Annotated in this window: 13 protein-coding genes; 10 read left to right on the top strand and 3 right to left on the bottom strand. The window is 74.6% G+C overall.

The window, feature by feature from the left end:
• Window positions 1-127: 127 nt before the first annotated feature.
• Window positions 128-943: a septum site-determining protein MinC gene (minC, locus tag E2C05_RS21810; RefSeq protein WP_133221760.1), complete on the bottom strand. Its 816-nt coding sequence runs from the start codon at window positions 941-943 to the stop codon at window positions 128-130.
• 128 nt (window positions 944-1,071) lie between these two features.
• On the opposite strand from minC, the gene E2C05_RS21805 reads away from it, so the two are divergent.
• The 10 genes from E2C05_RS21805 (at window position 1,072) to hpxZ (ending at window position 11,065) form a co-directional block, all read left to right on the top strand.
• Window positions 1,072-1,974, top strand: coding sequence for an ABC transporter substrate-binding protein (locus E2C05_RS21805; protein WP_158292291.1), 903 nt, complete (start codon window positions 1,072-1,074; stop codon window positions 1,972-1,974).
• Window positions 1,971-2,459 (top strand): acyl-CoA thioesterase, encoded by a 489-nt coding sequence (locus tag E2C05_RS21800; protein ID WP_133221758.1) that lies wholly within the window; start codon window positions 1,971-1,973, stop codon window positions 2,457-2,459. Before E2C05_RS21805 ends, E2C05_RS21800 begins: the two co-directional genes overlap by 4 nt.
• On the top strand, window positions 2,456-4,273 hold the full coding sequence (locus tag E2C05_RS21795) for a heavy metal translocating P-type ATPase (protein WP_133221757.1): 1,818 nt from the start codon (window positions 2,456-2,458) through the stop codon (window positions 4,271-4,273). The genes E2C05_RS21800 and E2C05_RS21795 overlap by 4 nt, the downstream gene beginning before the upstream one ends.
• A 137-nt stretch (window positions 4,274-4,410) precedes the next feature.
• Complete coding sequence (locus tag E2C05_RS21790) at window positions 4,411-5,373, top strand: D-2-hydroxyacid dehydrogenase family protein (protein ID WP_133221756.1); 963 nt, start codon at window positions 4,411-4,413, stop codon at window positions 5,371-5,373.
• Between the two features lie 91 nt (window positions 5,374-5,464).
• On the top strand, window positions 5,465-6,424 hold the full coding sequence (locus E2C05_RS21785) for an ABC transporter substrate-binding protein (RefSeq protein WP_133221755.1): 960 nt from the start codon (window positions 5,465-5,467) through the stop codon (window positions 6,422-6,424).
• Window positions 6,421-7,221, top strand: coding sequence for an ABC transporter permease (locus E2C05_RS21780; RefSeq protein WP_133221754.1), 801 nt, complete (start codon window positions 6,421-6,423; stop codon window positions 7,219-7,221). The genes E2C05_RS21785 and E2C05_RS21780 overlap by 4 nt, the downstream gene beginning before the upstream one ends.
• A complete protein-coding gene (locus E2C05_RS21775; RefSeq protein WP_200305973.1) occupies window positions 7,214-8,008 on the top strand; it encodes an ABC transporter ATP-binding protein in 795 nt (264 codons plus the stop codon). Before E2C05_RS21780 ends, E2C05_RS21775 begins: the two co-directional genes overlap by 8 nt.
• A gap of 41 nt (window positions 8,009-8,049) precedes the next feature.
• Window positions 8,050-8,889, top strand: a complete 840-nt coding sequence (locus E2C05_RS21770; RefSeq protein ID WP_133221753.1) for an alpha/beta hydrolase — start codon at window positions 8,050-8,052, stop codon at window positions 8,887-8,889.
• Window positions 8,886-10,679 (top strand): allophanate hydrolase, encoded by a 1,794-nt coding sequence (gene atzF / locus E2C05_RS21765; protein ID WP_133221752.1) that lies wholly within the window; start codon window positions 8,886-8,888, stop codon window positions 10,677-10,679. The genes E2C05_RS21770 and atzF overlap by 4 nt, the downstream gene beginning before the upstream one ends.
• Complete coding sequence (gene hpxZ, locus E2C05_RS21760; RefSeq protein WP_133221751.1) at window positions 10,679-11,065, top strand: oxalurate catabolism protein HpxZ; 387 nt, start codon at window positions 10,679-10,681, stop codon at window positions 11,063-11,065. The genes atzF and hpxZ overlap by 1 nt, the downstream gene beginning before the upstream one ends.
• Before the next feature lie 164 nt (window positions 11,066-11,229).
• On the opposite strand, the gene E2C05_RS21755 is transcribed toward hpxZ, so the two are convergent.
• The gene (locus E2C05_RS21755; RefSeq protein WP_133221750.1) at window positions 11,230-11,973 is read right to left on the bottom strand and encodes an N-formylglutamate amidohydrolase; all 744 of its coding nucleotides are present in this window, start codon (window positions 11,971-11,973) and stop codon (window positions 11,230-11,232) included.
• 97 nt (window positions 11,974-12,070) lie between these two features.
• On the bottom strand, window positions 12,071-13,009 hold the full coding sequence (locus tag E2C05_RS21750) for a transglutaminase domain-containing protein (protein ID WP_133221749.1): 939 nt from the start codon (window positions 13,007-13,009) through the stop codon (window positions 12,071-12,073).
• Window positions 13,010-13,076 lie beyond the last annotated feature (67 nt).

Below are 13,076 nucleotides of genomic sequence, written 5' to 3'. Positions count from 1 at the left end.
GCCGCCGGCCGGGACGTGGCGGCCGGCGCCTTCGCGCCCGCCCACGCCGCCGGCGCCCTTCACGGCCTGCCACGGCGCGCCGGGCATGCTCATGCACCCGGACGCGTCCATCCGGACGCGCCCCGGCCTAGCCCAACGGCCCGAACCGCATCTCCTCGCCCTCCAGCCGGACCTGGGTCGGCCGGCCGATGGGCGCTTCCCCCAGGCCTTCGCGCACCGCGTAGAAGCCGGCGATGGCGATCAGCTCAGGGTCGAAATTCAGCGCGAAGATCCGCGCCTCGGCATCGTTGCGGGCGCCCGCGATGGCCCGGCCGCGCAGCGCGCCATAGACATGCACATGGCCGTCGGCGATCACCTCGCCGCCCGGGTTGACGGTGGCGGTCACCACCAGGTCCGACCCCTCGGCATAGATCCGCTGCCCCGCGCGCACCGGGTCCGTCACCACCAGCGCCGGCCGGGTGGCGGCGGGCGCCGCCACGGGTGCCGGCGGCGGGGCGGGCGGCGGTGCCTCCTGCGGCGCGGGCAGGGCGGCGGCCAGCGCGGCCTCCACCTCCGTCTCCTTCCCGCCGGCGGCGCGCAGCGGCGGCAGGCCGGCCGCGGTCGCCGCCTGGCGCATCTGCGGGCTGCCGCCGCTGGTGCCGATCGGCACGATCTCCAGCGCGTGCAGGCCTTCCACCAGGCCGCGGAAATCCACCTCCTCCGGCGCCGCCACCAGGTCCGACAGGCCGATGACGATGGGCGCGAAGCGCAGGAAGCCCGGGGCGCGGCGGAACTGGTCGCCCAGCGCCGGAAGCACCGCGTCCGGCCGCGGGTCGAGCAGCCGCAGCACCAGCAGGTTGAAGTTGCCGGCGCGAAGCCTGAAGGTTTCCGGAAGGGTGTGGCTGTTCAAAGGGGCGCTCGGTTCCACCGCTGGCTTCGGGCGCCGCGCGGGGGCGCGGACCATGCCGCGTGCATAGCAGCGCCTTCGCGGGGGGCGAAGCCCGAATGCATCCGCTGCCGGCCGCGGCGGCGCGGGACTCGCCCCGATGCCGCTTCCGGGGGATCATGCGCGGCGACACGGGGGACCCCGCCTTGGATCGCATCACCCTGCTGGAGCCCTTCCGGGCCCTCTTCTACGCGCCTTTCTACCTCGCCGAGTCGCTCGGCGCCTTCGCCCGCCAGGGCGTGGCGGTGGAGATGGTCACCGCCGGCAGCCCGGACGCCGCCTCGGCGAAGCTGCTCGCCGGCGAGGCCGACCTGGCCTGGAGCGGGCCGATGCGCCCGCTGCTGCTGCGCGCCACCACGCCGGACTGCACGCTGCGCAGCTTCTGCGCCGTGGTGATGCGCGATCCCTTCCTGCTCATGGGCGGCGCGGCGCGCCCCGCCTTCGCGCTGGAGCAGCTGCCCGGCCTCCGGCTCGGCCTGGTTTCGGAAGTGCCGACGCCGGTCTGGTGCCTGCGGGGCGACCTGGCGGAGCGCGGGATGGACTGGGCAACGCTGCGGGCGGTGACCGACCGGACCATGGCGCAGAATGCCGAGGCGGTGGCGGAGGGCGGGCTCGACCTCGCCCAGATGTTCGAGCCATTCGCCTGCCGGGTGGAGGATGCCGGCGGCGCCGTCTGGCATGCCCAGGCCGGCCGCGGCCACACCGCCTACACCGCCTTCTACGCGACCGAGGCCGGCATCGCCGCCAAACGCGCGCCGCTGATGGCCATGATCCGGGCGATGGCGGAGGCGCTGGAGTTCATCCGCTCGGCCCCGGCGGGCGAGGTGGCGGAGCGGATCGCGCCGCGCTTCCCCGATGTGCCGTCCAGCCACCGCGTCCGGGCCATCGCGCGCTACCAGGGCCTCGGGCTGTGGGATGCCGGGCCGCGCTTCCCGCGCGCGGCCTTCGACCGGCTGGGCGCCGCCATGCTGGCCAGCGGCGTGATCCCGCATGTGCCCCCCTTCGAGGCCTGCGTGGACGACGCGATCGTCGAGGAGGCGCTGGCATGAGTGCGGCCGATCGCGCCGCGCCGCAGGGGCGCGCCGTGCCGGAGAAGGCGCCCATCGGCACCCGCGCCGACTACCGCTGGTTCACCAGCATCCCGACGCGCTGGATGGACAACGACGTCTACGGCCATGTCAACAACGTCACCTACTATTCCTGGATCGACACCGCGGTCGCGCAATTCCTGATCGCGAACGGCGTGCTCGACCTCGGCAGCAGCACGGAGGTGGGCCTGGTGGTCGAGACGCAGTGCCGCTACTTCGCGCCGATCAGCTTCCCCGATGTGGTGGCGGTGGGGGTGCGCTGCGGCAGGCTCGGCACCTCCTCCATCCGCTACGAGCTCGGCCTCTTTCGCAACGAGGAGGACCGCGCGAGCGCCGAGGGGCATTTCATCCATGTCTATGTGAGCCGCGCCGAGCAGACGCGGACGGTGCACCTGCCGGCCCGCCTGCGGGAGGCCGCGCGGCGGCTGCTACTGCCGCCGCCTTGACCGGGCACGGCCTGCGCGTCCTGCTGCTGGCCTGGGCGGCGGGTGGGCTGGCGCTGGGCCTGGCGTTCCAGGCGCTGGCGCCGGGCCTGGCGCCGTCGGCCTTCGCCGCCGCCACGCTGCCGGTGCTGGCGGTCCTGCTGCGCGACATCCTCCGTGGCCTGCTGGCCGGCCAGGCCGGGCTGGACCTGCTGGCGGCGCTGTCCATGGCCGGGGCGCTGGCGCTGGGCGAGCCGCTCGCCGGCGCGGTGGTGGCGCTGATGTTCGCCGGCGGCGGCTTCCTCGAGGACCATGCGCGCGCCCGGGCGCGCGCGGAGATGACCGCGCTGCTCGCCCGCCAGCCCCGCCGCGCCGCCCGCCACGGCGCGGCGGGGCTGGAGGAGGTGGCGATCGAGGCCATCCGGCCCGGCGACCGGCTGCTGGTCCGCCAGGGAGAGGTGGTGCCGGTGGACGGCACCGCCCTGTCCGCCGCGGTGCTGGACACCGCCGCGCTGACCGGGGAATCCCTGCCGCAGCGGATCGCGGCGGGCGCGGCGGTGCTGTCCGGCGCCACCAATGCCGGCGAGGCCTTCGACCTGCTGGCGGCCCGGCCGGCGGCCGAGAGCACGCTGGCCGGCATCGTCCGGCTGGTGGAACAGGCGCAGGCCAGCCGGGCGCCCATGGCGCGGCTGGCCGATCGCTGGGCGCTGGGCTTCCTGGCGGTGACGCTCGCGATCGCCGCCGCGGCCTGGGCGCTGTCGGGCGACGCGCGGAGGGTGCTGGCGGTACTGGTGGTGGCGACGCCCTGCCCGCTGATCCTGGCGGTGCCGGTGGCGCTGATCGCCGGGCTGTCCCGCGCCGCCCGCGCCGGCGTGCTGGTGAAGTCTGGCGCGGCGCTGGAGATGCTCGCGCGGGTGCGCGTGCTGCTGCTGGACAAGACCGGCACCCTGACCGAAGGGCGGGTGCGGCTTCTGGAGGCGCGGCCCGAGCCGGGCCTGACGGGGGCGGAGTTGCTGCGCTTGGCGGCGTCGCTGGATCAGGCAAGCGCGCATCCGGTGGCGCAGGGGCTGGTGGCGGCGGCGCGGGAGGCGGGCCTGCCCCTGGCGACGCCCACCGGGGTGCATGAGGACCCGGGCGCCGGCATCGCCGGGCTGGTCGAAGGCCGGCGCGTGGCGCTGGGCGGCCCGGGCTTCGTCGCGGCGCATGGCTGGCCGGGGGCCGCAGCGGAGGCGGACGGCCATGCGCCGGGCGCGCTGCGCGTGCTGGTGGCGGCGGATGGCGCGCCGGCCGGGCTGCTGGTGCTGGCCGACCCGCCGCGGGCCGATGCCGCGGCCATGCTGGCAACGGCACGGTCGGCGGGCATCCGCCGCATCGTGCTGCTTTCCGGCGACCGGGCCGCGGTGGCGGACTCGGTCGGCGCCGCGCTGGGCGTGGATGCGGTGCTGGCGGAGCGCAGCCCGGCCGAGAAGGTGGCGGCGGTGCTGCGCGAGAAGCCGCAGGGCCCGGTGCTGATGCTGGGCGATGGCGTGAACGACGCGCCGGCCCTGGCCGCGGCCGATATCGGCGTCGCCATGGGCGCGCGCGGCGCGGCGGCGAGCGCCGAGGCCGCGGATGCGGTGGTGCTGGTGGACCGCATCGACCGCCTGGCGGAGGCGATGCGCATCGCCCGCCGCGCCCGCGGCATCGCGCTGCAGAGCGTGGCGGCCGGGATCGGGCTGTCGGTGCTGGGGATGCTGGCGGCGGCGGCGGGATACCTGACGCCGGTGCAGGGCGCGGTGCTGCAGGAAGCGATCGATGTGGCGGTCATCCTGAACGCGCTGCGGGCGCTGCGCGGGTAGCCTCGGGTCGGACCCAGGCCCACCAAGGGGTCGCCTGACCCCTGCCGGGATGGGTCCGGGCGGGGCCACGCCCCTCCCGGGTGGCCTTGACGGCCCCTGCGCGGCATATCCCAGGGCAGCCAACCGGAGGACCCGCCATGCCTGCGCTCCAGCGCCTCGCCATCCTCGACGACTACCAGGGCGTGACCCTGCGGCTGGGCCCCTGGGACCGGCTGCCGGAGAGCCTGCAGATCGACCAGTACCGCGACACCGTCGCCGGCCCCGCCCTGCTGGAGCGCCTGCGCCCCTGCGACGCCATCCTGGCGATGCGGGAGCGCACCCCCTTCCCCCGCGCGCTGATCGAGCAGCTGCCGAACCTCAAGCTCCTCATCACCACCGGCATGCGCAACCGCAGCATCGACCTCGCGGCCTGCGCCGAGCGCGGCATCGCCGTCTGCGGCACGCCTTCCGTCGCGCATCCCACGGTGGACCTGACCTGGGGGCTGATCCTGTCCCTGATGCGCAGGATCCCGGAGCAGCAGGCGGCGCTGCGCGAGGGGCGCTGGCAGGTCGCCATGGGCAACACGCTGGAAGGCAAGGTGCTGGGCTGCGTCGGCCTTGGCAATCTCGGCGGCCGCGTGGCGAGGGTGGGCGCCGCCTTCGGCATGAAGGTGCTGGCCTGGAGCCAGAACCTGACCGCCGAGAAGGCCGCCGCCGCCGGCGCCACGGCCGTGAGCAAGGAGCAGCTGCTGGCCGAGGCGGATGTGGTGACGCTGCACCTGGTGCTGTCGGACCGGTCGCGCGGGATCATCGGCGCCGGTGACCTGGCGCGGATGAAGCCGACCGCCGTCATCGTCAACACCAGCCGCGGCCCGCTGATCGACCAGGCGGCGCTGGTCGCCGCGCTGCGGGAACGCCGGATCGGCGGCGCCGGGCTCGATGTCTACGACACCGAACCGCTGCCGGCCGACCACCCGATCCTCGCGGCGCCGAACACGGTGCTGACGCCGCATCTGGGCTACGTGACCGAGGAGAATTACCGGGCCTATTTCCAGGGCGCGGTCGAGGCGATCGAGGGCTATCTCGCGGGCAAGCCCGTCCGGGAATTGCGCGCGGATTAGGCAGAAGCCGGCGGCGGGGACGCCGCCCGGCGACGGCACGGTGGTTGCATCCCGCGGGGCCCCAGAACAGGTCCCCGGGAGACTGCACGCCATGACCCTCGCCCGCCGCACCGTGCTGGCCGCCGGCGCCGCCACCCTCGCTGCCCCCCTGGCCGCCCCTGCCCTGCGGGCCCAGGGCGTGGCGGTGAAGATGGGCGCGCTGCGGCTGATCCATTCCATCGCGCCCTACCTGTATGAGCGCTTCCAGCCGGCCGGGCTGCGGATCGAGGTGGTGGTGTTCGAGAGCCCGACCGAGGGCAAGAACGCCGTCGTCACCAAGTCGGTGGAGTTCGGCGCCTTCGGCATCGCCGCCGGCATCCTGGGCGCCGCGGCGCGCGAGCCGGTGGTGGTGGTCGGGTCCTGCTGCGACCGCGGCATGGCCGTGGTGGCACGCAAGGATGCGGGCATCGAGAAGCTGGCGGACCTGCGCGGCAAGAAGGTCGGGATCTGGCCCGGCTCGACGCAGGAGGTGTTCATCCTGGAACGCCTGCGGATGGAAGGCATGACCATCCGCGACCTGCAATCCATCCGCGTCTCCTTCTCGGAGATGCCGATCGCCCTCGCCCGCGGCGACATCGAGGCCTATGTCGGCGCCGAGCCCGGCCCCGGCGTGTCCGTCGCCAGCGGCGTCGGCAGGATCGTGGAGTATCCCTATTCCACGCCCATGGGCTCGCTGAACATGATCTTCGCGACCCATGCCGACACCGTCGCGCAGCGGCCCGACCTGGTGCGGCAGATGCTGCGGGTGCACCGCCAGGCCAGCGAGTTCGGCATGGCCAACCGGGACGTCACCATCGAGACGGCAGTCGCCCGGCTCGGCATGCGGCGCGACGCGCTGGAGATCAGCCTGCCCAATGTCGAGCTGAACTGGCAGATGACGCCGGAGATGGTGCAGCGCGCCCGCACCTATGCCGACCACATGCTGAGCCTGCGGCAGATCCGCGCCCTGCCCGATTTCAACACCTTCTTCGACACCCGCTTCTCGGACGAGCTGGCCAAGGCGGCGGCATGAGCGTGCTCGGCGCGCGGGGAATCTCCCCGCGCCAGGTGCTGCTGGCGGTGGCGGCGCCGGTGCTGGGCATCCTCGCCTGGCACCTGTCGACCACCGGCCGCGCCTACAGCCTGATCCCGCCGCCCTGGGATGTCGCGGTGCAGTGGTGGGACCTGGCTTTCGGCGGCGTCTGGGACGACCTCTATTCCGAGACGCTGCTGACCCACACCCTGGCCAGCCTGTCGCGCGTCTATGGCGGCTTCGCGCTGGCCGCGGCGGTCGCGCTGCCGCTCGGCATGCTGATCGGCCGCATCGCCGTGGTGCGGGACCTGCTGGACCCGACCCTGCAGATCCTGCGGCCCATCCCGGTGACGGCCTGGCTGCCGCTGGCCATGATCGTCTTCGGCATCGGCCCGCGCAGCGCCTTCTTCCTGGTCTTCCTCGGCGCCTTCTACCCCATCCTTCTCAACACCATCTTCGGCGTGAAGAACGTGGAGGGACGGCTGTTCGAGGCGGCGGCGATGCTCGGCGTCTCCCGCCAGGCCATCTTCTGGAAGGTGGTGCTGCCGGCGGCGCTGCCCTCGATCTTCACCGGCCTCCGCCTCGGCCTCGGCTTCGCCTGGGTGGTGATCGTGGTGGGCGAGATGACCGGCGTGCAGACCGGGCTCGGCGCCATCATCATGGAGGCGCGGCAGCTGTCGCGGACCGAGATCGTGGTGAGCGGCATGGTCACCATCGGCGTGCTCGGCTTCCTGTCCGACCAGGCGGTCCAGGCGCTGGGCCGCCGCCTGCTGCGCTGGAGCCCGCAACATGGATGACGTGATGGCGGCGCCACGGGCCGTGACGAGCGCGGTGCTGCCGATCCTCGAGGCGCAGCACGTCACCAAGCGCTTCGCCTTCGGGGCGGAGACGATCACCGCGCTCTCCGACGCGTCGCTGCGGATCGACAAGGGCGAGTTCATCTGCCTGATCGGCCCGTCCGGCTGCGGCAAGTCCACCCTGCTGCGCATGGTGGCGGGGTTCGAGTCGGCGTCCGAGGGCAGCCTGCTGATGTGGGGCAAGCCGGTCGCCGCGCCCGGCCCGGACCGCGGCATGGTGTTCCAGGACTACGGCCTCTTCCCCTGGCTGACCGTGACCCAGAATGTCGGCTTCGGCCCGGCCGCGCGCGGCCGCCCGAAGGCCGAGGTGGCGGCGACCGCGAGGCGCTTCGTCGACATGGTCGGCCTGACCCGCTTCGCCGATGCCTATCCGCACCAGTTGTCCGGCGGGATGAAGCAGCGCGTCGCCATCGCCCGGGTGCTGGCGAACGATGCCGAGGTGGTGCTGATGGACGAGCCCTTCGGCGCGCTCGACGCCTTCACGCGGGAACGCCTGCAGGAGGAGTTGCTCGACATCTGGGCGAAGGCGAAGCTGACGGTGATCTTCGTCACCCATGCGATCGAGGAGGCGATCATCCTCGCCGACCGCGTGGTGGTGATGTCGCCGGGCCCGGGCCGGATCGTGGCCGACGAGCGCATCGACCTGGCGCGGCCGCGCGACCCGACCTCGCCGGAGTTCAACGCCCTGCGGCGGCATTTGTCCGGCCTGCTGGGCGGGCATCACTGACCGGTTGCGCACCGCCCGGCCGGGCGGCATGAGGATGCCCCATGACCCCCTTCCCGCCCTTCCGGGCCGGCGCGAGCCAGGACGAGCGCGACGCCGCCTATGACAACACGCGCGCCGTCGCCGACAGCGCCGCGCTGATCGCCGCGCGCAACGCGGCGTCCGAGGTCTTCCGCGCCGCGCATCCCGGGCATCTCGACCTGCCCTATGCCCCGGGCGAGCGCACGAAGTGGGACCTGTTCCCCGCTGCCGGACCGGGCGCGCCCTGCCTGGTCTTCGTCCATGGCGGCTACTGGCAGCGCAACCGGCGGGAGGATTTCTGTGTCCTCGCGGAAGGCGCGCTGGCGCGCGGCTGGTCCTTCGCCCTGCCCGGCTACACCCTGGCGCCCGACGCCTCGCTGACGCGCATCGTGGCCGAGATCCACGCGGCGCTGGACTGGCTGCAGGCGAATGGCGCCGGGCATGGCATCGCCGGCAGGGTGGTGCTGTCGGGCTGGTCGGCGGGCGGACACCTCGCCGCCGCCTGCGCCGGGCACCCGCTGGTCAGTGCGGCGCTCGCCATCTCCGGCATCTTCGACCTGGCGCCGATCCGCGACACCTACCTGAACGACAAGCTGCGGCTGACCGAGGCGGAGATCGAAGCACTCTCGCCCCTGCGCCAGCCGCCGGTCGGCAAGCCCATGGCCATCGCCTATGGCAGCGCCGAATTGCCGGAACTGCGCCGGCAGTCCCGCCACTTCCATGGCGCACGGGCGGAGGCGCATCTGCCCGGGCCGCTGGTCCCCGTCGCCAGGGCCGACCATTTCCGCATCCTCGACGCGCTGCGCGAGCCGGATGGCGAATTGCTGCGGGCGGCCGACGACCTGCTGAAGCACGCGGCATGACCGCACCCGCCATCCCGACGCTCCCCGCCATCGCCGGCTTCATCGCCGCCGGCGGCAGCCCCGTGGCCATCGCCGATGCGGCGCTGGCGCGCATCGCCGCCTGGGACGACCCGGCGCTGTTCCTCGCACGCGTGGACCCGCATGCGGTGCGGGCCCGCGCCGCCGCCCTGGCGGCGGAAGGGCCGCGGGGGCGGCCGCTATTCGGCGTGCCCTTCGTGGTGAAGGACAATATCGACGTCGCGGGCATGCGCACCACCGCCGCCTGCCCGGACTATGCCTATACGGCGCAGGAGGATGCGCCCGCCGTCGCGCGGCTGCTGGCGGCCGGGGCGGTGCTGCTGGGCAAGGTGAACCTGGACCAGTTCGCCACCGGCCTGAACGGCACGCGCAGCCCGCATGGCACGCCGCGCAACCCGGTCGTGGCGGATTGCATCCCAGGTGGCTCCTCCTCCGGCTCCGCCACCGCCGTCGCGTCCGGGATCGCCGCCTTCTCCCTCGGCACCGACACCGCCGGGTCGGGCCGGGTGCCGGCCATGGCCTGCAACATCGTCGGCCTGAAGCCCAGCCTCGGCCTGGTGCCAACCCAGGGCGTGGTGCCGGCCTGCCGCTCGCTCGACTGCGTCTCGGTCTTCGCGCTGACCGTCGCGGACGCCGCCGCCGTGCTGCAGGCGATGGCGGGCGCCGCGCCGGAGGACCGCTATTCGCGCGCCGCCCCGCCCAGCTGGCGCGCCGCGCCGGCGCCGCAGCCGCAGTGGCGCCTGGCCGCGCCCCTGCCGGCGCAGCTGGTCTTCGACTCGCCCGACGATGCCGCGCTGTTCGACGCCGCCCTGGCCCGGGCCGAGGCGCTGGGCGGCAGCGTGACGCGGGTGGACATGGCGCCGTTCCTTGCCATCGCCCGCCGCCTCTATGACGGCGCCTGGGTGGCCGAGCGCACTGCCGCGCTGCGCGGGATGGTCGAGCAGCGGCCGGAGGCGGTGCATCGCGTCACCCTCGGCATCCTGCGCGCCGGTCTCGACAAGCGCACGGTGGAGGCCTGGGAGGATTTCCACGAAGCCGCCGAGGCGCGCCGGCTGGCCCGCGCGCTGTTCGCGGGCGTGGACATCCTGCTGCTGCCGACCGCGCCCGGCCTGCCCAGCCTGGCCGACCTCGCGGCGGAGCCGGTGGCGGCCAACAGCCGGCTCGGGACCTACACCAATTTCGTCAATATCTGCGATCTTGCGGCGCTGGCCGTGCCGGCCGGCTTCCGCGCCGATGGCCGGCCGGCCGGCGTCACGCTGGTCGGGCCCGCTTTCGCCGAGGCGCGGCTGGCCGGCCTCGGCGCCGCGCTGCATGCCGCCGCCGGCGTGACGCTGGGTGCGCTGGGCGCGCCGGTGCCGCCGCCGCCCGCGCCGCCCGACCTGGCACCGGACGAGGTGCCGCTGCTGGCGATCGGCGCGCACATGGCCGGACTGCCGCTGAACCCGCAGCTGCGCCGCCATGGCGGCCGCTTCCTGCACGCCGCCCGCACCGCCCCCCTCTATCGCCTGCACGACCTGGGCAACCGTCCTGGCCTGGTGCGCGTGGCCGCGGGCGGCGTCGCCGTGGCCGGCGAGGTCTGGGCGCTGCCCGCCGCCGGCATCGGTCCCTTCCTCGCGGAGATCCCGCCGCCGCTCGGCTTCGGCCGGGTGACGCTGGAGGACGGCACCACGCCGCTCGGCTTCCTCTGCGAGGCCGCCGGCATCCTCGGCACGCCCGATATCAGCGCGACCGGCGGCTGGCGCGCCCATCTGAAGGCAAAGGAAACGTCCTGATGCAGGTCGACATCCCGGAGGTGCTGGCGGAGGTGAAGGCCGCCTTCGCCGAATACGAGCGCGCCCTGGTCTCGAACGACGTCGCGGTCCTGCAGGAGCTGTTCCGCAAGGACGCCCGCACCCTGCGCTACGGCCCGAACGAGAACCTCTATGGCTGGGAGCAGATCGCCGCCTTCCGCGCCGGCCGCTCCCCCATCGGGCTGGAGCGGACGCTGGAGCGGACGGTGGTCACCACCTATGGCCGGGATTTCGCCACCGCCAATACCGAGTTCGTCCGCGGCCCGCGGCGGGGCCGGCAGAGCCAGACCTGGGCGCGCTTCCCGGAAGGCTGGCGGATCGTCGCGGCGCATGTCTCGCTGATGCCGCTGCCCGGCAACAGCCCCTGAGCAGCAACCCCTGACCCCGCGGCGGATCACGCCGCCCCCCTGCCCGCCGGGCTGCAGCAATCCGTGCGGCGATCCATGCTCCGGGCGCGCGCGGATGGTCGTGACGGCAGCGGGGCCGGCCCGGCACCGGCGGGCCCCCCGCACCGGCGGGCCGTGGTCCAGGGCTAAGGGCGCGGTCCGCCGATCCCGGCCAGCGCCGCCGCCAGCCGCGCCGCCCAGGCCTCGATTCCCGCCTGCGTGGCCAGCAGGTCCTGCCGCACCTCCAGCAGCACCGCGTCCAGCCCCCGCGCATCGCCATGCACCGGCACGGTGTAGTCGTGCTCCGGCTCGATCCGGTAGGGCTCGTTGTCGCCCACCACCAGGCCCGGCTCGGCGGCCAGCCGGGCCACCAGCGCCCGGCCGAAGCCTTCGGCCCGCGCATGGAGGATGCCGGCATGCCAGGGCCGCGCGACGCCCAAGAAAACGGGCGTGAAGCTGTGCACGCCGATGACGGCGGCCGGCCGCCCGGCGGCCCGCCGCTGGTCCAGCAGCGCCGCGACGCGGTCATGGAAGGGGTGGAACCAGTCGGCCTCGCGCCGCGCCCGCTCGGCGGGCGGCAGGTCGCCATTGCCGGGGATCGCCGTCGCCTCGCTGATTACCGGGATGCTGGTCGGCGCGCCGGGCGGCCGGTTCAGGTCGATCACCAGGCGGGAACAGCCGCCGAGGAAGAGCGGCGCATCCAGGCGCCGGGAGAGGTCGCGCGCCAGACCCGCCGCGCCGATGTCCCAGGCGATGTGCCGGACCAGGTCCGCCGGCGGCAGGCCCAGCCCCGCCAGCGCCGGCGGGATCCAGTTGGACGCATGCTCGCACAGCAGCACGAAGGGGGAGCCGCCGGACTCGTTCACCACCGTGACGGGCGCTGGCGTCATGCCGGCCTCCTGCCGCGCCGCCGCGGCCCCTGCAGGGGGGACGGCGCCGCGCGGCGCCGCGGTCCCCGCCGCGGCACGAGGTGGGAACCGCCCGGGGTCACGCCAGGGGCAGCCCGCGGTCGTCGGACAGCGCCTGGCCGACCGAACCGGGCCCGGTCGGCAGGTCGGCGATGCCGGCCGCCACGCGCCCATCCCGTGCCGGCGCCGCCTCGGCCAGGGTGGCGCCGGGCGGATCGACCTCGTCGGTGATGACCCGGAAGCCGGCCAGGGTGCAGGGCCCGAAGGTGGTGGTGATGGCGACATCGGTGGCGTCGCGGCCGCGCCCCATCAGGATGCGGCCGATGCGCGGCGTGTTGTGCCGCGCATCGAAGGTGTACCAGTGGCCGCCCAGATAGGCCTCGAACCAGGCGCTGAAATCCATCGGCGCATCGGCCGGCGGCACGCCGATATCGCCCAGATAGCCGGTGCAGTAGCGCGCAGGGATGTTCATGCAGCGGCAGAGCGTGACGGCCAGATGCGCGAAGTCGCGGCAGACCCCGCGGCGCTCGGCATGGCCGCCGGAGGCGGTGCGGGTGGCGTCCGCATGCTCGTAGCCGAAGACGATGCGGTCATGCACGTAGTCGCAGATCGCCTGCACCCGCGCCCAGCCCGGCGGCGTGCCGCCGAACAGCGACCAGGCGATGTCGGACAGCCGGTCGGTGTCGCAGTAGCGGCTGCCGAGGAGGAAGACGAGCACCTCGTCCGGCAGCGCCTCCACCGGGTGTTGCACCGCCTGCGGCGCGACCGCGTCCGGCGTGCCGGGGTCCCGCACTAGCAGGTCGGCCGAGATGGTCAGGCGCCCCGGCGGCGCCAGGATGCGCGTGATGATGTTGCCGAAGCCGTCGCGGTAGTCGGAGGCGCCGACCGGCGGGTCCAGCACCACGCGATGCGGCCCGACCAGGTCCGGCAGGCGGTCCGGGTGCAGGGTCACCGCCAGCAGCATGGGCGTCGGCTGCGGGCAGTCATAGGCGATCTCGAAGCCGGCACGGATGAGCATGGGCGGGGTCTCCAGGCCTGGAAGGCGGGACGGGACGGGACGGGCACGGGGCCGGCGCGCGGGTCGG

Origin of the sequence: Paracraurococcus ruber, from assembly GCF_004353985.1 — a bacterium.
Taxonomy (GTDB): domain Bacteria; phylum Pseudomonadota; class Alphaproteobacteria; order Acetobacterales; family Acetobacteraceae; genus Paracraurococcus; species Paracraurococcus ruber.
The sequence above is the reverse complement of the archived record's forward strand: the minus strand, read 5'-3'. Positions and strand labels throughout refer to the sequence as shown.